Below are 21,382 nucleotides of genomic sequence, written 5' to 3' on the forward strand. Positions count from 1 at the left end.
GAAACAAGAACAGCCCGCGTCCTGCGCCACCTTCCCTCGGAGAAGAAGAAGGCGGCGCAGGCGCGGGCTGTCGGAGGGACCGCTCAGGACGGTCGTTCGGGGGTCGGCGCGGGTCAGACCGCGGCGACGGGGCGGGCGGTGACGGGCTCGGGCACCTCGGCGACCACGGGGGCGCGCTTGATGCTCTTGGCGATGATGACGGCGATCGCGGTGACGACCATCCCGACGAGGATCGCGACCAGGTAGAGGATCGGCTGTCCGACGAGGCCGGTGACCCAGACTCCGCCGTGCGGAGCGCGGAGGGTCGAGCCGAACAGGGCGACGAGCGCGCCGGTGACGGCCGAGCCGATCATCGCGGAGGGGATCACGCGCAGCGGGTCGACCGCGGCGAACGGAATGGCCCCCTCCGAGATGAAGGACGCACCGAGGAGGTACGCGGCCTTGCCGTTCTGGCGCTCGGCGTCCGTGAAGAGGCGCTTGCGCAGCGTCGTCGCCAGGGCGAGACCCAGCGGCGGCGTCATGCCGGCGGCCATCACGATCGCCATCACCTTGAACTGGACCGAGTTCGGGTCGCCGTCGGCGGGGACGGAGGCGAGACCTGTGGTCGCGAAGGCGTACGCCACCTTGTTGACCGGGCCGCCCATGTCGAACGCCATCATCAGGCCGAGGATGATCCCCAGCACGATCAGGTTGCCGCCGGTGAGGCCGGAGAGCCAGGACGAGAGTCCCTCGCTCAGCGCGCGGAGCGGCGCTCCGAGGACGACGAACATCAGGAATCCGGTGATGAAGGTCGCGATCAGGGGGATGATCACGACGGGCATCAGGGACTTGAAGGCCGCGGGCAGCTTGATCCGCGAGATGTACAGCGCCGCGTATCCGGCGATGAAGCCGGACGCGAGGCCGCCGAGGAAGCCCGCGCCGACGGTCACCGCGACCGCGCCGCCCAGGAAGCCCGGCGCGATGCCCGGGCGGTCGGCGATGCCGAAGGCGATGAAGCCCGACAGCACCGGCACGAGGAAGGCGAAGGTCGCTCCTCCGATCAGGAACATGACTCCGGCCCAGTCGGTGATGTTCACCGGGTTGAAGCCGTTGTCGATGATCTGCTGCGGAGTGAAGCTGACGATCTGGTACCCGCCGAACAGGAACGACAGGGCGATCAGCAGACCGCCCGCCGCGACGAACGGGATCATGTACGAGACGCCGGTCATCAGGTTCTGACGGATGCGCGTGCCGACGCCGACCTTCTTCGGGGCGGCGGTGGGAGCGGCGGCGGCCTGCGCGCGGGCAGGGGCGTCGGCGGGCTTCGCGCTGCGCAGGGCGAGTGCGCGGTCGAGGACCTCGTCCGGCTTGGCGAGCGCCTCGGCGACTCCGACCTGGAGGATCGGCTTGCCGGCGAAGCGGTCCTTGCCGCGGACCTCGAGGTCGGCGGCGAGGATGACGACGTCGGCGGCGGCGATGTCGCCCGCGGTCATCTCCTCGGAGCCGGCGGCTCCCTGGGTCTCGACGTGGATCGGGTAGCCGCGCTTCTTCGCGGCCTGCTCGAGCGCCTCCGCGGCCATGTAGGTGTGAGCGATGCCGGCGATGCAGCTGGTGACGGCCACGAAGCGCGGGGCGTCGGAGGAGGTCGCCGCCGGGGCGGGCGGAGCGGCCTGGGCGGTGGCGACGGCGCGGTCGATGACCTCCGAGGCCTTCGCGAGCGCCTCCGAGGTGCCGACCTCGAGGGTCGGCTTCCCGGCGAAGCGCTCCTTGCCGCGGACCTCGAGGTCGGCGGCGAGGATCACGACGTCGGCGTCGGCGATGGTCTGGTCCGACATGGGGTCGGAGCCCGCGGCGCCCTGGGTCTCGACCTGGATGTCGTACCCCTTCTTCTTCGCGGCCTGCTCCAGGGCCTCGGCGGCCATGTAGGTGTGCGCGATGCCGGCGATGCAGCTGGTGACGGCGACGATCCTCATGAGACGACGACCTCTCGGGCGATGATGTCGGCGACCTCCTGGCCGCTGGACGCGGCGCGGAGGGACCCGGTGAAGGACTCGTGGATCAGCTTGCGGGCGAGCTGGGCGAGGATCTTGAGGTGCGCCTGGTCGGCTCCGTCGGGAGCGGCGATCAGGAAGATCAGGTCGGCCGGTCCGTCGGGGGCCCCGAAGTCGACGCCCTGCTTCGCGATGCCGACGGCGACGCTGGGGGAGACGACGTGAGAGGAGCGGGCGTGGGGGATCCCGATGCCGCCGGGCATGCCGGTGGCCATCTGCGCCTCGCGGTCGCGGACGTCGGCGAGGAACCCGTCGAGGTCGGTGACGCGGCCCGCGTCGGCCAGCGTCTTCGCCAGCTGCGCGGTGGCCTCGTCCTTGGTGGCGGCGGTCAGGTCGACGATGACGGTCGAGGCCTCGGTGAGTGCAGTCATGCGCTCAGTTCTCCAATCGGGAGGTGGGGGGCGGGGGACGCGACGACGGTGACGTCGTCGAGTCGGAGGGAGTCGGGCCCCGGGGCTTCGCTGCCCGGGAGCCGGACGGCGGCGGTGCCCCACGCGACTGCTGTCGCGAGGCGCTCCGCCTCCGTGGCGTCGGTGGCCGAGAGGTAGCCCGCGAGGGTGCTGTCCCCGGCGCCGACGGTGCTGAGGGGCACGACGGCGGGGGCGCCCGCCCACCACGACGCGTCGGCCGTGACGAGGAGGGCGCCGTGCTCTCCGAGGCTCACGAGCGCTCGCGCGTCCGGGAGGCGGAGGAGTTCGCGTGCTCCGGCGACGACGTCTCCGACCGTCGGCAGGGAGCGGCCGAGGAGCTCCTCGAGCTCCTCGAGGTTGGGCTTCACCAGCGTCGCCGTGCCGGCCGCGATGATCGCGGTGAGCGGGGCTCCGGAGGTGTCGACGGCGAGCGGGACGCCGAAGTGCAGGGCGAGCCGGCCGAGCGACGCGTAGAAGTCGTCGCCGAGTCCCGGAGGGACGCTGCCGCACGCGACGAGCCAGCGCGGTGCGGCGACGACGTGGTCGCAGATGAGCTCCGAGAGCGCCTTCGCCTCCTCGGGGCTGATCGCCGGGCCGGGCTCGTTGATCTTGGTGGTGCGCCCCGAGGTGTCGTCGACGACGGTGATGTTGGTGCGGATCGGCTGCGCGATCGCGACGCTCGCGGACCGGACGCCCGCCGACTCGAGCATCGCCGAGAGGTCGAGCCCGGTCGAGGCGTCCGCGGGGTAGACGGCCGTGGCGTCGACTCCGTTGCGGGCCAGTGCCCGGGCGACGTTGACGCCCTTGCCGGCCGGGTCGCGCCGCACGTCGTGGGCCCGGTTGACCTCGCCGACGGTGAAGCCGCTGGTCGAGAGGGTGACGTCGATGCTCGGATTGGCGGTGACGGTGACGATCATGCGCGGACCACCTCGGGGCCGGCGGACTCGACGTCGTCGACGGTCTCGTCGTCGAGGTCGCTGTCCGTGATGACGGTGTCGATCGCGGACAGCGGAGCGACGTGCCCGAAGTCCTGCCGGCCGAACTTGGAGTGGTCGGCGAGGACGACGACGCGGCGGGCCGAGGCGATGAGCGCCGACTTGACCACGGCCTCGTCGAGGTCGGGGGTGGTGAGGCCCCGCTCGCGGCTGATGCCGTTGGTGCCGATGAAGGCGACGTCCACCGAGACGGAGGCGATCGCCTGGGCGGCCCACGGGCCGACGGCGGCCTGCGTCACTCCGCGGAGGTGGCCGCCGAGCAGGTGCAGGTCGATGTTGGGCCGGCCGACGAGCGCCATCGCGACGGGGAGGGAGTGGGTGACGACCGTCAGCCGGCGGTCCAGGGGGAGCAGCTCCGCGAGGCGGACGGTGGTGGTGCCCGCGTCGATGGCGAGCGAACCGCCGTCGGGCACCTCGGCGAGGGCGGCGGTGGCGATGCGGTCCTTCTCGGCGGCGAGGTGGCCCTCGCGGGCGGCGACCTCGGGCTCGATGCCGAGGCGCTCGACCGGGATGGCACCGCCGTGCGCCCGGCGCAGCAGGCCGCGGCGCTCGAGGCTCGTGAGGTCGCGGCGGATCGTCTCGGGCGTGACCGCGAGGGAGAGGGCGAGGTCGCGAACCTCGACCCGCCCGTCGGTGCGGGCACGGTCCAGGATCGCCTGGTGGCGCTCCGGTGCGTACATGTCGACTCCGTCGTCTCGATCCAGTGGTGCTCGCGTTCCGCGGGGCGGATCTGCGTTTACATCTTTTTAGACCCGTTTGCCTGCGAAGTCAACAGAAACAAACATGTCCGACACGCGTGGAGCAGTGAACCCGAGGACGGCGGGAGTGGAGCGGTTGCCGGAAGCGCGGATCAGGCCGAGAGCTCGGCGAGCTCCTCGTCGAGGCGCTCCAGGCTCTTCTCGATCCGCCGCCGCTTGAGCAGGGAGGCGTCGGCCAGAGCGGACGCGAGACGCTGCCGCTCCACCTCGGCCAGCGTGCGGCGGGCGGCCCGCAGCTGCTCCTCCTGCTCCTTCTCGCGCTCCTCCGGCGTGAGCTTCCGCGCCGAGATGCCGGCGTCGCTCATCCCGACCGAGATCCACGAGGCGACGATCAGGATCACCTGGCAGACGAGGTTGAACCAGATCAGCAGACCGATGAGGACCGCGAAGGAGGCGAGGAGCGGGTTGCGCGACGCGCCGCCGAGCAGCTGGGTCCCGAGGATCTTCAGGGCGCCGAGGGCGACACCGCCCATCAGCGCTCCGACCCAGAGGTTCTTCCACGGGATCGGGATGCCCGACAGGATCCGGAACGATCCGGCGAGGGTGGCCGTGTCGAGCGCGAGCATGATCAGGAGGCCGACCGCACCACCGGTGACGCGTCCGAGCTCCGAGTCGCTGCCGATCCCGAGGAAGTCGAAGGCGACGTCGACGAACGTGGTCGAGAACACCGAGAGGCCCGCGGAGACGAGCAGCACGGCTCCGAAGACGAGCGCGAGGCCGGCGTCCTTGAGTTTGAGCAGGACGAACAGCGTCGTCGGACCGGGCAGCGTGAAGAGGATCCGGACGGCCTGCCGGAGGCTCCCGAGGAAGTTCAGGGCCGTCCAGAGCAGGACCGCGGCGGCGATGACTCCGGTCCAGCCCAGGATCGACTGGTCCAGCAGCGTGTCGACGGAGACGAGGGAGCCCTTGCCGCCGATCAGTCCGGGGATCGAGCGCTGCACGAGCTCGATCAGCGAATCGCGCAGCACGGTGTCTCCGCGGACCCAGAAGCCGAACACCGCGAAGAACACGAACAGCGCCCCGAAGACGGCGAACAGCGCCTGGAACGCCAGTCCCGAGGCGAAGAGCGGCCCGCCGGTCTCGGAGTAGTGCAGGAAGACGCGGAGCGGCCGCGTGCGCAGCACCCGCTCGATCAGCGCCGGGATGCCGCGCGGGGTGTCAGTCGCAGCCTCCGTCATGCCTCCAGGGTAGAGCCGCCGCTCGCGTCAGCTATCACCCGAGCGGGGAGGGGACCCGGGAACGACGAACGGCCCGCCGGATCAGGGATCCGACGAGCCGTTCGAGAGGTGCGATCAGGCGCGGCCGCGGATGACCGCCTGCTTGACCTCGGCGATCGCCTGCGTGATCTGGATGCCGCGGGGGCACGCCTCCGTGCAGTTGAAGGTCGTGCGGCAGCGCCACACGCCCTCCTTGTCGTTGAGGATGTCGAGACGGGCTCCGCCCGCGTCGTCGCGCGAGTCGAAGATGAAGCGGTGCGCGTTCACGATGGCGGCCGGGCCGAAGTACTGCCCGTCGGTCCAGAACACGGGGCACGACGAGGTGCACGCGGCGCAGAGGATGCACTTCGTGGTGTCGTCGAAGCGGGCGCGGTCGGCGACCGACTGCACGCGCTCCTTGCCCTTGGGTGCCGGGGTGTTGGCGATCAGGAACGGCTGCACCTCGCGGAACGAGGCGAAGAACGGCTCCATGTCGACGACGAGGTCCTTCTCGAGGGGCAGGCCCTTGATCGCCTCGATGTAGATCGGCTGCGAGATGTCGAGATCCTTGATCAGCGTCTTGCAGGCCAGGCGGTTGCGCCCGTTGATGCGCATCGCGTCCGAGCCGCAGATGCCGTGCGCGCAGGAGCGGCGGAAGGTCAGCGACCCGTCCTGGTCCCACTTGATGCGGTGCAGGGCGTCGAGGACGCGGTCGGTCGAGTACATCTCGACGTCGAAGTCCTGCCAGCGCGGCTCGGCGTCCACCTCGGGGTCGAAGCGGCGGATGATGAACGTGACGGTGAACGCCTCCGGGGCGGCGGGGGCCGCGGGGGGCTGCTCGAGGGTAGCGGTCGACATGGCTAGTACTTCCTCTCCATCGGCTGGTACCGGGTGATCACGACGGGCTTCCAGTCGAGCCGGATGTGGTCACCGGCATCGGAGGAGTGGGCGTCACCGGAGAGGTACGCCATCGTGTGCTGCATGTAGTTGTCGTCGTCGCGCTTGGGGAAGTCGTCGCGCATGTGGCCACCGCGGCTCTCCTTGCGGTTGCGCGCCGAGAACACGACGACCTCGGCGAGGTCGAGGAGGAAGCCGAGCTCGACGGCCTCCAGGAGATCGGTGTTGAAGCGCTTGCCCTTGTCCTGCACCGAGATGTTGCGGAACCGGTCGCGCAGGCGCTGGATCGTGCCCGTGACCTGCTCGAGCGACTCGTCGGTGCGGAACACCTGGGCGTTCTTGTCCATCTCGTCCTGCAGCTCCTTGCGGATCGAGGCGATCCGCTCGGTGCCCGTGGCGTCGCGGAGCGAGGCGAGCATGTCGCGGATCGCTCCGGCCGGGTCGGCGGGCAGGGGAGTGAAGTCGACGGTCTTGGCGTAGTCGGCGGCGTTGTTGCCGCTGCGCTTGCCGAAGACGTTGATGTCGAGGAGGGAGTTGGTGCCGAGGCGGTTGGAGCCGTGCACCGACACGCAGGCGCACTCGCCGGCCGCGTACAGGCCCGGCACGACGGTGGTGTTGTCCGAGAGGACCTCGGCCTTCACGTTCGTCGGGATGCCGCCCATCGCGTAGTGCGCGGTCGGCATGACCGGCACCGGCTCGACGACCGGGTCGACACCGAGGTAGGTGCGCGCGAACTCGGTGATGTCGGGGAGCTTGGTCTCGAGGACCTCGGCTCCCAGGTGCGTGCAGTCGAGCAGCACGTAGTCCTTGTGCGGACCGGCGCCGCGGCCCTCCGCGACCTCCTGGACCATGCACCGGGCGACGATGTCGCGGGGTGCGAGGTCCTTGATGGTCGGGGCGTAGCGCTCCATGAAGCGCTCGCCCGAGGCGTTTCGGAGGATCGCACCCTCTCCTCGCGCTCCCTCGGTGAGGAGGATGCCGAGGCCCGCGAGACCGGTCGGGTGGAACTGGAAGAACTCCATGTCCTCGAGGGGCAGGCCCTTGCGCCAGATGATGCCGACTCCGTCGCCGGTCAGCGTGTGCGCGTTCGAGGTGGTCTTGTAGATCTTGCCGAAGCCGCCGGTCGCGAAGATGATCGCCTTCGCCTGGAACACGTGCAGCTCGCCGGTCGCGAGCTCGTACGCCACGACTCCGGAGGGCTTGTCGACGCCGTCGACCTTCGTCATCACGAGGTCGAGCACGTAGAACTCGTTGTAGAAGTTGATGCCGAGGCGGACGCAGTTCTGGAACAGCGTCTGCAGGATCATGTGGCCGGTGCGGTCGGCCGCGTAGCAGGCCCGGCGAACGGGCGCCTTGCCGTGGTCGCGGGTGTGACCGCCGAAGCGGCGCTGGTCGATCTTGCCGTCCTCGGTGCGGTTGAAGGGGAGGCCCATGTTCTCGAGGTCGATGACCGCGTCGATGGCCTCCTTCGCGAGGATCTCGGCCGCGTCCTGGTCGACGAGGTAGTCGCCGCCCTTGACGGTGTCGAAGGTGTGCCACTCCCAGCTGTCCTCCTCGACGTTGGCGAGGGCCGCGGCCATGCCGCCCTGCGCCGCGCCGGTGTGCGAGCGCGTCGGGTAGAGCTTCGAGATCACGGCGGTCTTCGCCTTCGGACCGGCTTCGATCGCCGCCCGCATGCCGGCGCCGCCGGCGCCGACGATGACCACGTCGAACTGGTGGTAGTGGACGCCGTCGGGTCCGACGGTCTGCGTGAAGGCGCTCTGGTCGCCGCCGGTGTGTACGTGGCCTGCTGTGCTCACTGGGTGGATGCTCCGTTGTGCGGGTGAGGAGGACGGGGAGAGGAGCCGGACCCGGGAGGAGGCGCCGCGGTCGACCGCAGCGCCTCCTCCCGCATCAGCGGCGGTGCGTCAGGCGCCGCAGAACGACGGCAGGAACTCGGCCGCCGTGTTCGGCGGGCACGGGTCGAACGCGAAGACGACCCAGGTTCCGAGGACGATCAGGGAGACGACGGCCACGAGGATCCCGCCCTTGAAGGCGCGGGCCAGCAGCGGCGAGGTCGCGTAGTCGTTGACCAGCGTGCGCATGCCGTTGCCGCCGTGGATCAGGGCGAGCCACAGCATGAGGACGTCCCACCACTGCCAGAACGGGTTCGCGAGCTTGCCGCCGACGAAGCCGAAGTCGATGGCCTTGATGCCGTCGCCGAGGAGGAGGTTGTAGATCAGGTGCCCGAAGATCAGGACGATCAGCACGACGCCGGAGGCGCGCATGTAGATCCAGCCCCACTTCTCCCAGTTCGTCCCGGAGGAACGGGTCGGGGTGTGCGGCGTGCGGGGGGCGGCGACGGTGCTCATTCCCCTCCTCCCTCTCCGAAGACGAACATGAGATGGCGCGGCGCGAAGCCGAGCATCAGCACGACCCAGAGGCCCATGACCACCCAGAAGAGCAGGCGCTGGTTGCGCGTCGCCCAACTCCAGAAGTCGACCAGGATGATGCGCAGGCCGTTCAGGGCGTGGAACGCGATGGCGCCCACGAGCCCCGTCTCGCCCAGGCCCATGATCGGGTTCTTGTAGGTTCCGATGACCGCGTCGTACGCCTCCGGGCTCACGGCGATGAGGGCCGAGTCCAGGACGTGGACGAGGAGGAAGAAGAAGATGGCGACACCGGTGATGCGGTGGAGCACCCACGACCACATGCCTTCGCGACCGCGGTAGAGGGTTCCGGCCGGACGGCGGATCTTCCCCTGCTTCCGGGGTGCGAGGGTCTGAGCAGCTTGAACTGACACGGACAACCCTCCCTGGTTGTGCACTCCGACGGCCTGACCTGCTCCGCGTCTCGTGGACGCGGACGGGGCGGGGGAGCGACGAGATTCTCGCCTTTCGATTCTAAACGGCGTTCCGGGAGAGCGCGGCTAAGGCGAGCCTTAGCTGCGGTGCTCCACCACGGCGGGCACCCCGACGGCCGCGTAGTGGCCCAGCAGCTCGTCCGTGAGCGCGCTCCAGGTGCGGTGCAGCACGCGCCGCCGCCCCGCCTCGCCCAGCCGGGCGCGCAGGGCGGGGTCGCGCACGAGGCGCTCGACCTGACGGCGCAGATCGGAGTCGCTCTCGGGGGCGTAGAGGAGGCCGTCGACGCCGTGCTCGATCAGGTCGGTCGGTCCGCCCGCGTGCGGGGCGACGACCGCGGTCCCGGACGCCTGCGCCTCCTGGACCGTCTGGCCGAACGTCTCCTCCGTGCCCGTGTGCACGAAGACGTCGAGTGCGGCGTAGACGGCGGGCAGCCGCTCGCCGTCGAGCCGGCCGAGCATGCGGGCGTGAGGTCCGACGGCCGCGGCGACCCGGGCGGAGGACGGGCCGTAGCCGCCGACGACGAGCGCCGTGTCGGGAAGTGAGGCGAGTGCGGCGAGGCGCTCCACTCTCTTCTCGGGCGAGAGCCGGCCGATGTAGCCGACGAGCGCCTCGTCAGGGCTGAGCGCTGCGCGCACCTCGTGGGCGTAGGGGGAGGAGCGCATCCGGGGATGGAAGCGGTCGCTCTGCACGCCTCGTCCCCACAGCGCGGTGCGCTCGATCCCCGCCGCGGAGAGATCGTCGAGCGCGCTGCTGGACGGGGCGAGGGTCAGATCGGCGCCCGCATGGATCTGACGGATGACCTTCCAGGCGAGCGCGCGCGCTCCCCGGATGCCGTACCGCGCGGCGAAGCGGGCGACGTCCGTCTGGTAGACGGCCACGCTGGGCACGCCCAGGCGGTTCGCGGAGGCGATGGCGCGTGCCCCCAGTAAGAAGGGCGAGGCCACGTGCACGACGTCGGGCGCGAAGTCCGCGAGCTCGCGCGTGAGGGCGAGGGTCGGGATGCCGACCGGGAAGTCGCGGTACGCGATCGCGGGGTGCTCGACCACGCGGTGCCCGGCGTAGCGGGCCGGTGCTCCCGCGGCAGGGCAGACCACGAGGGCCTCGATGCCGCGGGCGGCGAACTCGTCGAGGACCCGCAGGACGCTCGTGGTCACGCCGTTCAACGACGGCAGGAAGCTCTCGGTGACGACCGCGACTCTCACGCCCCGGACGCTACGGCGCCCGCGTGAACGGCGCAGCGCCGCCCGGTGAACGGACGGTCGCGTCCGGACGCCCTTGTATCCTGCGGACATGACATCACCTGAGACCGATGGCCGCGCCCCGCTCGACCGCTTCTACAGCGTGATCCCCGCAGGTGGGATCGGCTCGAGGCTGTGGCCGCTCTCCCGGGCCGACGCCCCGAAGTTCCTGCACGACCTCACCGGCTCGGGCCAGACCCTCCTGCGCGACACGTGGGAGCGGCTCGCTCCGATCTCGGGCGCCGACCGGATCATGGTCGTCACCGGCCGGGCGCACCGCGCCGCCGTCGAGCGCCAGCTCGAGAAGCTCGAGGACGTCAACGTCGTGCTCGAGAGCGAGCCGCGCGACTCCTCCGCCGCGATCGGCCTGGCCGCCGCGATCCTCGAGCGCCGCGAGCCCGGAGTGATCATCGGCTCGTTCGCGGCCGACCACGTCATCAGCGGTCAGCACCTCTTCCACGACGCCGTCGCGGAGGCGGTCATCGCCGCCGACGCGGGCTACATCGCGACGATCGGCATCACGCCGACGGAGCCGGCGGTCGGGTTCGGCTACATCAGGACCGGCGACCACCTCGGCATCGACGGCGCCGCGCACACCCTTGCCGTCGACTCCTTCGTCGAGAAGCCGGACGCGGACACCGCCCGCGAGTACGTCAGCAGCGGTCAGTACCTCTGGAACGCCGGCATGTTCATCGCCCGCGCCGACCGGCTCCTGGAGGAGCTCGGACGCTCCAAGCCGAAGCTGCTCGCCGGGCTCCTCGAGCTCGCCGAGGCGTGGGACACCCCCGAGCGCGGCGCGGTCGTCGACCGCATCTGGCCGGGACTGGAGAAGATCGCGATCGACTACTCCGTCGCCGAGCCGGCCGCCGCCGAGGGCAAGCTCGCGGTCATCCCCGGTCACTTCTCCTGGGACGACGTCGGGGACTTCGCCTCCATCGCGAAGCTGCACGCGAGCGGTCTCCGCTCCGACCTCGCGATCCTCGGCGAGGACGCCCGCGTCCTGGCCGACTCCGCGACCGGCATCGTCGTCAGCGGCGGCAACCGCACCATCGCCCTCATCGGAGTGAAGGACATCGTCGTCGTCGACACCCCCGACGCCCTCCTCGTCACCACCACCGAGAACGCGCAGAAGGTGAAGGGCGTCGTCGACGCCCTGCGCCTGTCGGGCCGCACCGACGTCCTCTAGCCCCACCCTCCTCGAAGCGCGGCCTCCCCCTAGGAGCGCCGCGCTTCGTCGTTCCCACCCGCCCCGCACCCGGACCCTCCTGCTGTCCGTGCCCGTCCGCGCGCAGCGCGCAGCTCTCCTGCTGTCCGTGCCCGTCCGCGCGCAGCGCGCAGTCCTCCTGCTGTCCGTACTCGTCCGCGCGCAGCGCGCAGTCACTCCGAACAGCTCGGAACCTCGACCGCAAGGTGGAGGGCCGCGAGCGGAGATCGCGTGCCAGCGATGTCCGCCAGCCCGACGCTCCCCGCTCTCGGAAACGCACCACCCCAGCAAGCCGACCGCGGTGGAGGAGGCGCCCGCGCCTCCTCCACAAGATAAACACCGTGTAACGACTTCCGAATGCTCCCCCCGGGAGCCCTGAGCGAATCGTCACATTGGGTAACGTGAGCGGATCGACGCCCAGCTGCGCACGACGCTCGGGCCGAATCCTGGAGGACGAATCTCTTGACTATCACCACGCGTAAGGCCGCGTTCGGCGGTCTCGCCGCTCTGGGCGTCACCGCGCTTCTCGCCGGTTGCGCCTCCGCTCCCGAGGAGGGCGACTCGGGCGCCGCCGCGACGAGCGACTTCCTGCCCTGCATGGTCTCGGACGCCGGCGGCTTCGACGACAAGTCCTTCAACGAGCTGGGCTACACCGGTCTCGTCGAGGCGTCGGAGGAGCTCGGTGTCGAGCCGGTCGACGTGACCTCCGAGTCCGAGACCGACTACGCCCCGAACCTCACGAGCCTCGTCGATCAGGGCTGCAACCTGATCATCACGGTCGGCTTCGCGCTCGCCGATGCGACCAAGGCCGCGGCCGAGGCGAACACCGACATCGACTTCGCGATCATCGACGACGCCTCGATCGACCTCGAGAACGTCAAGCCGATCACGTTCGACACCTCGCAGTCCGCGTTCCTCGCGGGCTACGCGGCGGCCTCGTACTCGAAGACCGGCGTCGTCGGCACCTTCGGCGGCCAGCCGTACCCGACCGTCACCATCTTCATGGACGGCTACGCGGACGGTGTCGCCTACTACAACGAGCAGAAGGGCACCGACGTGAAGGTCGTCGGCTGGGACGTCGCGTCGCAGAACGGCTCCTTCACCGGCGGGTTCGCGGCGGGTGTCGAGGCGAAGTCGGCGGCGCAGTCGCTCATCGACCAGAACGCCGACGTCATCCTCCCCGTGGGCGGCCCGATCTTCCAGTCGGCGATCGAGGCGATCCGCGACTCCGGCAAGGAGATCGCCATGGTCGGCGTCGACGCCGACCTGTACGAGACCTACCCGGACGGGTCGGACCTGTACCTGACCTCGATCCTCAAGGGCATCAAGGAGGGCACGTCCGATGTGACCGCCTCCGCCGGTGCCGGCGAGTTCGACGCCACGCCGTACGTGGGCACGCTCGAGAACGACGGAGTGGGCATCGCCCCGTTCCACGACTTCGAGTCGAAGGTCTCGCCGGACCTCCAGGGCGAGCTGGACGCGATCACCGAGGGCATCATCGACGGGTCGATCACCGTCGAGTCGCCGTCGGCTCCCGCCGCGTCCTAGTCGACGCGAAGAGGCCGGCCGGCCCCGGGGGATCCCGGAGCCGGCCGGCCTCTTTTCTCTGCCGCCGCCGGGTCCCCTCCGCGAAGGGGCGCAGAGGTGGCGCGGCACGTCCCCTCTCCGTCGTCGGACGTCCTCGTGCCCCGTCGACGCCGGGAGCCCGACCGAAAGTTAGATTGGTTCCATGAAGCTCGAACTGCGGGGCATCACGAAGCGCTTCGGCGCCCTCGTGGCCAATGACCACATCGATCTCACGGTCGAACCCGGCGAGATCCACTGCCTCCTGGGCGAGAACGGCGCGGGCAAGTCGACCCTGATGAACGTGCTCTACGGCCTCTACCAGGCCGAGGAGGGCGAGATCCTGCTCGACGACGCCGTCCAGCACTTCTCGGGGCCCGGCGACGCCATGAAGGCGGGCATCGGCATGGTGCACCAGCACTTCATGCTCGTGCCGGTCTTCTCGGTCGCCGAGAACGTGATGCTCGGTCACGAGCAGACGAAGTCCGGCGGTCGCCTCGACCTCGCCGCGGCGCGCGCCCGTGTCCGCGAGATCTCGGACCGCTTCGGCTTCGACGTCGATCCCGACGCGATCGTGGAGGACCTGCCCGTCGGCGTGCAGCAGAGGGTCGAGATCATCAAGGCGCTCTCGCGCGACGCTCGCGTCCTCGTCTTCGACGAGCCCACGGCGGTGCTCACCCCGCAGGAGACCGACGAGCTCATCGCCATCATGCGCCAGCTGCGCGCGGCCGGCACCGCCATCGTCTTCATCACGCACAAGCTGCGGGAGGTGCGCGAGGTCGGCGACCGCATCACGGTCATCCGCCTCGGCAAGGTCGTCGGAGAAGCGTCGCCGACGGCGAGCAACGCCGAGCTGGCGTCGCTGATGGTGGGGCGCGCCGTCGAGCTGACGGTGCGCAAGGAGCAGGCGCGCGCGGGCGACGAGGCCCTGGTCGTCAGCGGACTCACGGTCCGCGACGGGAACGGGCAGGCCGTCGTCGACGACGTCTCGTTCGAGGTCCGCCGCGGCGAGATCCTGGCGATCGCCGGTGTGCAGGGCAACGGGCAGACCGAGCTCACCGAGGCGATCATGGGGCTGCAGGACCGGGTCGAGGGCACCGTGACCCTCGACGGCAAGCGGCTCGACGGGCTCTCGGTGCGCCGGGTCCTCGACTCCGGGGTCGGCTTCGTGCCCGAGGACCGCACGGAGGACGGCCTGGTCGCCGAGTTCACCATCGCCGAGAACCTCATGCTCGACCGCAGCGACGGAGGCCCCTTCGTGAAGGGCCTCAACCTCCGTCTGAAGGAGCTCGACCGCTTCGCCGAGGAGCGCGTGCGCGAGTTCGACGTCCGGGCGCAGGGCATCGGCACCCACGTGGGCCGCCTCTCCGGCGGCAACCAGCAGAAGGTCGTCCTGGCGCGCGAGCTGAGCCGCGAGCTGAGGCTCTTCATCGCCGCTCAGCCCACCCGCGGAATCGACGTCGGCTCGATCGAGTTCGTCCACAAGCGCATCGTCGAGACCCGCGACACCGGCGTGCCCGTGATCGTCGTCTCGACCGAGCTCGACGAGGTGGCCGCCCTGGCCGACCGCATCGCGGTCATGTACAAGGGCGGCATCATCGGCATCGTGCCCGCCGACACCCCCCGCGACGTGCTGGGGCTCATGATGGCCGGGCAGTCGCCCGCCGAGAAGGGAGCGGCGGCGTGAGCGACGCGCAACTGCCCGCGGTCGATCCCGACGCGGAGACCGAGAAGTCCACCGGCCTCGAGCCCGGCCAGAAGCCGGGTCAGGAGGCGCGCCCCGGCGCGGTCGAGAGCGGCGCGTCCCGCGTGCTGCGCGAGATCCTCTCGGGCACCGCCCTGATGTCGGTGCTCGCCGTGCTGCTCTCGCTGATCGCGGGCGGCGTGCTGATCGCGGCGACGGACCCCGACGTCCAGGAGGCGTCAGGCTACTTCTTCGCCCGCCCGGTCGACACCCTGCAGGCGATCTGGCAGTCGGTCGCCGGCGCCTACTCCTCCCTCTTCCAGGGATCCGTCTACAACTTCCGCCGCGAGGGCTTCGCGAACGGCATCAAGCCGCTCACCGACACGCTCGCCTTCGCCACTCCGCTGATCGCGGGCGGTCTGGGCGTCGCGCTCGCGTTCCGCGTCGGCCTGTTCAACATCGGCGGCCGCGGGCAGATGCTGATCGCGGCGGCCTGCGCCGGCTGGGTCGGCTTCTCCTTCGACCTGCCGTGGGGCGTCCATCTGATCGTCGCGCTCGCCGCCGGCATCCTGGGCGGCGCGCTGTGGGGAGGGCTCGTCGGCGTGCTCAAGGCGCGCACCGGGGCGCACGAGGTGATCCTCACGATCATGCTCAACTACGTCGCCTTCTACCTGATCTCGTACCTGCTCCGCACTCCCGGTGCTCTGCAGGCGCCGGGCTCGAACAACCCGAAGACCCCGGCGATGAAGGAGACGGCGGTCTTCCCGTCGCTCCTCGGCCCGAGCTACTCGCTCACCCTCGGCTTCGTCTTCGCGATCCTCGCGACCGTCTTCGTCTGGTGGCTCCTGAACCGCTCGAGCATCGGCTTCAAGTTCCGCGCGGTGGGCGAGAACCCGCACGCGGCACGGGTGGCCGGCATCGACGTCAAGAACAGCTACGTGTACGCCATGCTCCTCTCCGGCGGTCTCCTCGGCCTCGCGGGCAGCGCGCAGGTGATGGGCACCGTCACGACGGGCTTCACCTCCGGGATCGACGCAGGCATCGGCTTCGACGCGATCACCGTCGCCCTGCTCGGGCGGTCGCGGCCGTGGGGCGTGTTCTTCGCGGGCATCCTCTTCGGCGCGTTCAAGGCGGGCGGCTACTCCATGCAGGCCGCCCAGGGCGTGCCGATCGACGTCGTCCTCGTCGTCCAGTCGCTGATCGTCCTCTTCATCGCCGCTCCGCCCCTGGTGCGCGCGATCTTCCGCCTGCCCGCTCCCGGCGCCGCGCCGAGACGCCGCGCGCGCCGAGCCTCGGAGGTCTCCGCATGAGCGCCCTCGCCACCACCGCACCCGCCGGCGGCTCCCGGGTCGCGGTCCGCAGCTGGAAGGCGCCGATCGCGTTCGGCGTGTTCGCGCTGCTCTCCATCGTGCTGTTCGTCGCGCTGGGCCGCGACGGCACCAGCTCGTTCCGCCTCGCGGCCGGCGGGGACTTCTTCGCCCTGCCGGACCTGCCCTTCCCCACCAGGGCGACCGGAGTGGTCGTCGCCGTCGTCACCGTCGTGCTGACCGTGCTCGCCGCCCTGATGACGAGGGCGGCGCGGCGCATCCCGCTCTGGTTCTCGACGGTGTTCGCCCTCGTGTTCCTGATCGGATTCCTCGTCTGGGCCTCCGCGGGCGCGACGCTGCCCGTCTCGGGTCTGCTGCTCGGCACCGTCGGCCTCGCCACTCCGCTCATCTTCGGCTCGCTGGGCGGGGTGATCTCGGAGCGGGTCGGAGTCGTCAACGTCGCGATCGAGGGGCAGCTGCTCGCGGGCGCCTTCACCGCGGCGGTCGTCGCCTCGATCACCCGCCAGCCGGTCCTGGGCCTCGTCGCGGCAATGCTGGCGAGCGTGCTCGTGTCGTTCGTGCTGGCCGCGTTCGCGATCAAGTACGTGGTCGATCAGGTGATCGTCGGCGTCGTCCTGAACGTCCTCGTGACCGGGTTGACGAGCTTCCTCTACTCCCAGGTGCTCACGTCGGACTCGCCCACCTTCAACTCGCCCGTGCAGTTCGAGACGCTGCCGATCCCGGTGCTCAGCCAGATCCCGGTGATCGGCGCCGTGCTGTTCAAGCAGTCGATCATCGTCTACCTCATGTACTTCGCGATCTTCGCGGTCTGGTGGGGGCTCTTCACGACGAAGTGGGGCCTCCGCCTGCGCGCCGTGGGCGAGCACCCGCAGGCCGCGGACACCGTCGGCATCGACGTGGCGCGCACCCGCTTCTGGAACGTGTCGCTCGCGGGCGCCATCGCCGGTATCGGCGGCGCGTACTACACGCTCGACGCCGTCGGCTCGTTCGGCAAGGAGATGACCGCCGGAGCCGGCTTCATCGCCCTCGCCGCGGTCATCTTCGGCCGCTGGGACCCGATCAAGGCGACCCTCGCGTCGCTGCTGTTCGGCTTCGCGACCAACCTGCAGAACGTCCTCGGCGTCATCGGATCGCCGGTGCCGAGCGAGTTCATGCTGATGCTGCCGTACCTGGTGACGATCTTCGCGGTCGCCGGCCTGGTCGGGCAGTCCCGCGGACCGGCGGCCGCCGGCAAGCCGTACCTGAAGTCCTGAGAGGGGTCCCGTGACCGACATCGACTGGGAGGCGCTGCGCGCCGCCGCGAACGACGCCATGCGCCGCGCCTACGCCCCCTACTCGCAGTTCCCGGTGGGAGCGGCCGCACTCGTGGACGACGGCCGCATCATCGCGGGCTGCAACGTCGAGAACGCCTCCTACGGCATCGGGCTCTGCGCCGAGTGCGCGCTCGTCTCCTCCCTCCACATGACCGGGGGCGGCAAGCTCGTCGCCTTCACCTGCGTGGACGGCAACGGGGCGACCCTGATGCCCTGCGGACGCTGCCGTCAGCTCCTCTTCGAGCACTCGGCCGACGGGATGGTCCTCGAGACCGTCTCGGGGCTGCGCACGATCGACGAGGTCATCCCCGACGCGTTCGGCCCCCGCACCCTCCAGGCGTACGCGGCCGAGTAGCGGCCCGCCGCCTCCACGCCCGCTCCGCACACGATCCGAGGACAGCAATGACCGGCTCCACCCCCGTCGAGGCCTTCGACGCCGTCGACATCATCCGCACCAAGCGCGACAGGGGCACCCTGTCGACCGCGCAGATCGACTGGCTGATCGACGCGTACACCCGCGGCTACGTCGCCGACGAGCAGATGGCGGCGTTCGCCATGGCCGTGCTCCTGAACGGCATGGAGCGCGACGAGATCCGCGATCTGACGCTGGCCATGATCGCGAGCGGCGAGCGGATGAGCTTCGACGGGCTCGGCAAGCGGACCGTCGACAAGCACTCGACGGGAGGCGTGGGCGACAAGATCACGCTGCCGCTGATGCCCCTCGTGGCCTCGTTCGGCGTCGCCGTGCCCCAGCTCTCGGGCCGGGGCCTCGGCCACACCGGCGGCACCCTCGACAAGCTCGAGGCGATCCCCGGCTGGCGCGCCGAGCTCGGCAACGACGAGATGTTCGAGCAGCTGCGCACGGTCGGCGGAGTGATCTGCGCGGCCGGCTCCGGCCTCGCTCCCGCCGACAAGAAGCTCTACGCCCTGCGCGACATCACCGGCACCGTCGAGGCGATCCCGCTGATCGCGTCCTCGATCATGTCGAAGAAGATCGCGGAGGGGACCGACGCGCTGGTCCTGGACGTCAAGTTCGGCTCGGGCGCCTTCATGGTCGACATCGAGCGCTCGCGCGAGCTGGCCCGCGCCATGGTCGACCTCGGCAACGATGCGGGCGTCCGCACGACGGCGCTGCTCACGAACATGAACGTCCCGCTCGGTCTCGCCATCGGCAACGCCAACGAGGTGCGGGAGTCGGTCGAGGTCCTGGCCGGCGGCGGTCCGGCCGACGTGCGCGAGCTGACCCTCGCGCTCGCCCGCGAGATGCTCGCGCTGGCGGGCCTGCCCGATGCCGACGTCGAGGGGGCGCTGGACGGAGGAGCGGCCATGGACACGTGGAACGCGGTGATCCGCGCTCAGGGCGGCGACCCGACCGCCGAACTGCCCGTCGCCCGCGAGACGCACGTGGTCCGAGCCGACCGCGACGGGGTCCTCGTCGAGCAGCGAGCCCTCCCGTTCGGGATCGCCGCCTGGCGTCTCGGGGCCGGGCGGGCGCGGCAGCAGGACGCCGTGCAGCACGCGGCGGGCATCGACCTGCACGCGAAGCCGGGCGACCGCGTCCGCGCGGGCGAGCCCCTCTTCACCCTCTCGGCCGACGAGCCGGCCCGCTTCGAGCGCGCTCTCGCGGCGCTCGAGGGCGCCTACCGTGTCGGCGACGAGGGAGAGGCGATCCTGGACGGCGGACCGCTCGTGGCCGAGCGCATCGCCTGAACGGATCCTCCCGCTCGGGAGTCAGAGACGGCTGACCGCGTCGAGCACGAGGTCCCAGAACCGGTCGACGTCGATCCCGGTCGCGATGCCCGTCCGGCAGTCGGCGGGCGGCGCCGAGCGCAGATCCGCGACGGTCATCCCCACGGTGTGCTCGCCGCGGAGCTCCACCGTGAGTGGAGCGCGCCGCACCTCGAGGATCGACGGATCGATGACGTGCGCCACGGCGACCGCGTCGTGCACCGGGGGAGCGTCGAAGCCCTGCGCCTCCCGGTAGCTCTCGGCGAAGAAGTCGAGGAGCCCGACGCAGAACCGGCCGACATCGGAGCCGAGGGCTCGGAACCGGGCGACGACGTCCTCGGTCGCGAGCGCGCGGTGCGTGACGTCGAGGCCGACCATCGTCACGTCCCACCCCGCGCCGAACACGATGTGGGCCGCCTCGGGGTCGGCCAGGATGTTGAACTCCGCGGTCGCCGTCCAGTTGCCGCCCTGCACGCCGCCGCCCATCAGGACCACCTCGCGCACGCGCTCGACGAGGCGAGGCTCGCGGCGCACCGCCATCGCGATGTTCGTCAGCGGACCGGTCGGCACGAGGGTGATCGAGCCCGCGGGGGAGCTCATGACCTCCTCGATGATCAGATCGACGGCGTGGCGCGGATCCAGCGCCGGGCGGTCCTCAGGGAGGGACGGCCCGTCCATCCCGCTCTCGCCGTGGATGCTCGGCGCGGGCTCCGTGTCGCGGACGAGCGGCCGGTGCATCCCCGCCGCGATCGGCACTCCGACGAGACCGGCGACGGCGGCCACCGCGCTGGCGTTCCCGGTCACCTTCTCCAGCGACTGGTTGCCGGCGACGGTCGTGATCGCGACCAGCTCGATCGCAGGGCTGCCGTGCGCCAGGAGGATCGCGAGGGCGTCGTCGTGGCCGGGGTCGCAGTCCAGGATGATCCGTCGTCCGCTCATCCCCGCACCCTACGCGGCTCCTCCACAGGCGCATGCCGCGCGCGTTCCCGGTGGCGGCGGACCGGTCCCGTCACCGCGTCGGCCCCCGGCAGTAGGGTGGTCCGCGAACCGTCGCCCGACCCCGAGGAGCACCGTGACCGACACCACCGACGAGTACCTCCTCCCGGGCGAGGGGATCCTCATCGACGACCTGCCGAAGGTCTCGCTGCACGACCACCTCGACGGGGGCCTGCGTCCCGCCACGATCCTCGAGCTCGCGACCGGGGCCGGAGTGCCGGTGCCGGCGGACGAGCCCGAAGCCCTGGGGCGCTGGTTCCGCACGACCGCCGACTCCGGCTCGCTGACCGACTACCTGGCCACGTTCGAGACGACCCTGGCCGTCATGCAGACCGCCCCGCAGCTCGAGCGGGTGGCGCGCGAGTTCGTCCTCGACCTCGCCGCCGACGGAGTGGTGCACGGCGAGGTGCGCTGGGCGCCCGAGCAGCACCTGCGCTCCGGCCTCTCGCTCGACGCCGCGGTCGAGGCCGTGCAGGAGGGGCTCCAGCAGGGGGTCCAGGAGGCGGCCGCCCACGGCTCCCGCCTGAGCGTCGGGCAGCTGATCACGGCGATGCGGCACACCGACCGCTCCCTCGAGATCGCCGAACTCGCCCTGCGCCACCGCGAGCGCGGCGCGATCGGGTTCGACATCGCCGGTGCCGAGGCGGGCTTCCCCGCCTCGGCGCACCGCCCCGCGTTCGAGCTCCTCGCTGCAGCGCACTTCCCGACCACGGTCCACGCGGGCGAGGCCGACGGTCTCGACAGCATCCGCTCCGCCCTCCTCGACGGTCGCGCGCTGCGGCTGGGCCACGGCGTGCGGCTCGCCGAGGACATCGCCGTCGAGCGCCAGGACGACGACGCGAGCTACGTCACGCTCGGCGAGCTCGCCGAGTGGGTGAAGGACAGGCGCATCGCCCTCGAGCTCAGCCCCTCCTCCAACCTGCAGACGGGCGCGATCGCCGCCTGGGGCACCGAGCTCCTCGACCACCCCTTCGACCTGCTGTACCAGCTCGGCTTCCGGGTCACGGTCAACACCGACAACCGCCTGATGAGCGGCACGACGCTCAGCCGCGAGCTCGCGCTGCTCTCGGACGCGTTCGGCTACGACCTCGACGACTTCGAGGCGTTCCAGATCAACGCCGCGGAGGCCAGCTTCCTCCCGCTCGACGAGCGCCGGGAGCTCGTCGAGACGATCAGCGCCGGCTTCGAAGCGGCCTGAC

19 protein-coding genes are annotated in these 21,382 nt (G+C 70.9%); 8 read left to right on the forward strand and 11 right to left on the reverse strand.

Translation table 11 applies throughout. The annotated features are described in order from the left end of the window. Window positions 1-113 precede the first annotated feature (113 nt). The 10 genes from ASF46_RS05325 to ASF46_RS05370 all read right to left on the reverse strand — a co-directional run bounded on the left by ASF46_RS05325 (window position 114) and on the right by ASF46_RS05370 (window position 10,331). Window positions 114-1,952: a PTS fructose-like transporter subunit IIB gene (locus ASF46_RS05325; protein WP_157602225.1), complete on the reverse strand. Its 1,839-nt coding sequence runs from the start codon at window positions 1,950-1,952 to the stop codon at window positions 114-116. Next, on the reverse strand, window positions 1,949-2,401 hold the full coding sequence (locus tag ASF46_RS05330; protein WP_056866677.1) for a PTS sugar transporter subunit IIA: 453 nt from the start codon (window positions 2,399-2,401) through the stop codon (window positions 1,949-1,951). Before ASF46_RS05330 ends, ASF46_RS05325 begins: the two co-directional genes overlap by 4 nt. Further along, entirely contained in the window at window positions 2,398-3,357 is a 960-nt protein-coding gene (locus ASF46_RS05335; protein ID WP_056866678.1) for a 1-phosphofructokinase family hexose kinase, read from the reverse strand. The genes ASF46_RS05330 and ASF46_RS05335 overlap by 4 nt, the downstream gene beginning before the upstream one ends. Further along, window positions 3,354-4,115, reverse strand: coding sequence for a DeoR/GlpR family DNA-binding transcription regulator (locus tag ASF46_RS05340; RefSeq protein ID WP_056866679.1), 762 nt, complete (start codon window positions 4,113-4,115; stop codon window positions 3,354-3,356). Before ASF46_RS05340 ends, ASF46_RS05335 begins: the two co-directional genes overlap by 4 nt. A gap of 170 nt (window positions 4,116-4,285) precedes the next feature. Beyond that, window positions 4,286-5,371, reverse strand: coding sequence for a YihY/virulence factor BrkB family protein (locus ASF46_RS05345; RefSeq protein ID WP_056866680.1), 1,086 nt, complete (start codon window positions 5,369-5,371; stop codon window positions 4,286-4,288). Window positions 5,372-5,485: 114 nt separating this feature from the next. Continuing rightward, window positions 5,486-6,247 carry a succinate dehydrogenase iron-sulfur subunit gene (locus ASF46_RS05350; protein WP_055787993.1) on the reverse strand — a complete coding sequence of 254 codons (762 nt, stop codon included), beginning with the start codon at window positions 6,245-6,247 and terminating at the stop codon, window positions 5,486-5,488. Between the two features lie 2 nt (window positions 6,248-6,249). Beyond that, entirely contained in the window at window positions 6,250-7,992 is a 1,743-nt protein-coding gene (gene sdhA / locus ASF46_RS05355) for a succinate dehydrogenase flavoprotein subunit (protein WP_230673091.1), read from the reverse strand. A gap of 201 nt (window positions 7,993-8,193) precedes the next feature. Continuing rightward, complete coding sequence (locus ASF46_RS05360) at window positions 8,194-8,637, reverse strand: succinate dehydrogenase hydrophobic membrane anchor subunit (RefSeq protein ID WP_055787999.1); 444 nt, start codon at window positions 8,635-8,637, stop codon at window positions 8,194-8,196. Beyond that, complete coding sequence (sdhC, locus tag ASF46_RS05365) at window positions 8,634-9,068, reverse strand: succinate dehydrogenase, cytochrome b556 subunit (RefSeq protein WP_372488113.1); 435 nt, start codon at window positions 9,066-9,068, stop codon at window positions 8,634-8,636. Before sdhC ends, ASF46_RS05360 begins: the two co-directional genes overlap by 4 nt. 138 nt (window positions 9,069-9,206) lie before the next feature. After that, window positions 9,207-10,331, reverse strand: coding sequence for a glycosyltransferase family 4 protein (locus tag ASF46_RS05370; RefSeq protein WP_056866682.1), 1,125 nt, complete (start codon window positions 10,329-10,331; stop codon window positions 9,207-9,209). 88 nt (window positions 10,332-10,419) lie between these two features. On the opposite strand from ASF46_RS05370, the gene ASF46_RS05375 reads away from it, so the two are divergent. The 7 genes from ASF46_RS05375 (at window position 10,420) to ASF46_RS05405 (ending at window position 19,169) form a co-directional block, all read left to right on the forward strand. Next, complete coding sequence (locus ASF46_RS05375) at window positions 10,420-11,553, forward strand: mannose-1-phosphate guanylyltransferase (protein ID WP_055788011.1); 1,134 nt, start codon at window positions 10,420-10,422, stop codon at window positions 11,551-11,553. A gap of 480 nt (window positions 11,554-12,033) precedes the next feature. Beyond that, window positions 12,034-13,119 carry a BMP family lipoprotein gene (locus ASF46_RS05380; RefSeq protein WP_055788016.1) on the forward strand — a complete coding sequence of 362 codons (1,086 nt, stop codon included), beginning with the start codon at window positions 12,034-12,036 and terminating at the stop codon, window positions 13,117-13,119. Window positions 13,120-13,300: 181 nt separating this feature from the next. Then, the gene (locus tag ASF46_RS05385) at window positions 13,301-14,821 is read left to right on the forward strand and encodes an ABC transporter ATP-binding protein (RefSeq protein ID WP_056866683.1); all 1,521 of its coding nucleotides are present in this window, start codon (window positions 13,301-13,303) and stop codon (window positions 14,819-14,821) included. Then, entirely contained in the window at window positions 14,818-16,128 is a 1,311-nt protein-coding gene (locus ASF46_RS05390) for an ABC transporter permease (protein ID WP_200919665.1), read from the forward strand. The genes ASF46_RS05385 and ASF46_RS05390 overlap by 4 nt, the downstream gene beginning before the upstream one ends. Next, entirely contained in the window at window positions 16,125-17,399 is a 1,275-nt protein-coding gene (locus tag ASF46_RS05395; RefSeq protein ID WP_056866684.1) for an ABC transporter permease, read from the forward strand. The genes ASF46_RS05390 and ASF46_RS05395 overlap by 4 nt, the downstream gene beginning before the upstream one ends. Before the next feature lie 10 nt (window positions 17,400-17,409). Beyond that, entirely contained in the window at window positions 17,410-17,814 is a 405-nt protein-coding gene (locus tag ASF46_RS05400) for a cytidine deaminase (protein WP_056866685.1), read from the forward strand. A 47-nt stretch (window positions 17,815-17,861) separates the two neighbouring features. After that, window positions 17,862-19,169 carry a thymidine phosphorylase gene (locus ASF46_RS05405; protein ID WP_056866686.1) on the forward strand — a complete coding sequence of 436 codons (1,308 nt, stop codon included), beginning with the start codon at window positions 17,862-17,864 and terminating at the stop codon, window positions 19,167-19,169. A 21-nt stretch (window positions 19,170-19,190) separates the two neighbouring features. On the opposite strand, the gene ASF46_RS05410 is transcribed toward ASF46_RS05405, so the two are convergent. Further along, the gene (locus ASF46_RS05410; protein ID WP_056866687.1) at window positions 19,191-20,126 is read right to left on the reverse strand and encodes a nucleoside hydrolase; all 936 of its coding nucleotides are present in this window, start codon (window positions 20,124-20,126) and stop codon (window positions 19,191-19,193) included. A gap of 133 nt (window positions 20,127-20,259) precedes the next feature. Here ASF46_RS05410 and ASF46_RS05415 point away from each other — a divergent pair, with 133 nt between their 5' ends. Further along, window positions 20,260-21,381, forward strand: a complete 1,122-nt coding sequence (locus tag ASF46_RS05415) for an adenosine deaminase (RefSeq protein ID WP_056866688.1) — start codon at window positions 20,260-20,262, stop codon at window positions 21,379-21,381. Window position 21,382: the final 1 nt, after the last annotated feature.

The sequence above is a fragment of the Rathayibacter sp. Leaf296 genome, from assembly GCF_001423045.1.
GTDB lineage: Bacteria > Actinomycetota > Actinomycetes > Actinomycetales > Microbacteriaceae > Rathayibacter > Rathayibacter caricis.

What these genes read in the sequence shown, in the direction of transcription:
- ASF46_RS05325 (WP_157602225.1), bottom strand. Translation starts at nt 1,952, where the DNA reads ATGAGGATCGTCGCCGTCACCAGCTGCATCGCCGGCATCGCGCACACC.
- ASF46_RS05330 (WP_056866677.1), bottom strand. Translation starts at nt 2,401, where the DNA reads ATGACTGCACTCACCGAGGCCTCGACCGTCATCGTCGACCTGACCGCC.
- ASF46_RS05335 (WP_056866678.1), bottom strand. Translation starts at nt 3,357, where the DNA reads ATGATCGTCACCGTCACCGCCAATCCGAGCATCGACGTCACCCTCTCG.
- ASF46_RS05340 (WP_056866679.1), bottom strand. Translation starts at nt 4,115, where the DNA reads ATGTACGCACCGGAGCGCCACCAGGCGATCCTGGACCGTGCCCGCACC.
- ASF46_RS05345 (WP_056866680.1), bottom strand. Translation starts at nt 5,371, where the DNA reads ATGACGGAGGCTGCGACTGACACCCCGCGCGGCATCCCGGCGCTGATC.
- ASF46_RS05350 (WP_055787993.1), bottom strand. Translation starts at nt 6,247, where the DNA reads ATGTCGACCGCTACCCTCGAGCAGCCCCCCGCGGCCCCCGCCGCCCCG.
- ASF46_RS05360 (WP_055787999.1), bottom strand. Translation starts at nt 8,637, where the DNA reads ATGAGCACCGTCGCCGCCCCCCGCACGCCGCACACCCCGACCCGTTCC.
- ASF46_RS05375 (WP_055788011.1), top strand. Translation starts at nt 10,420, where the DNA reads ATGACATCACCTGAGACCGATGGCCGCGCCCCGCTCGACCGCTTCTAC.
- ASF46_RS05385 (WP_056866683.1), top strand. Translation starts at nt 13,301, where the DNA reads ATGAAGCTCGAACTGCGGGGCATCACGAAGCGCTTCGGCGCCCTCGTG.
- ASF46_RS05395 (WP_056866684.1), top strand. Translation starts at nt 16,125, where the DNA reads ATGAGCGCCCTCGCCACCACCGCACCCGCCGGCGGCTCCCGGGTCGCG.
- ASF46_RS05405 (WP_056866686.1), top strand. Translation starts at nt 17,862, where the DNA reads ATGACCGGCTCCACCCCCGTCGAGGCCTTCGACGCCGTCGACATCATC.
- ASF46_RS05410 (WP_056866687.1), bottom strand. Translation starts at nt 20,126, where the DNA reads ATGAGCGGACGACGGATCATCCTGGACTGCGACCCCGGCCACGACGAC.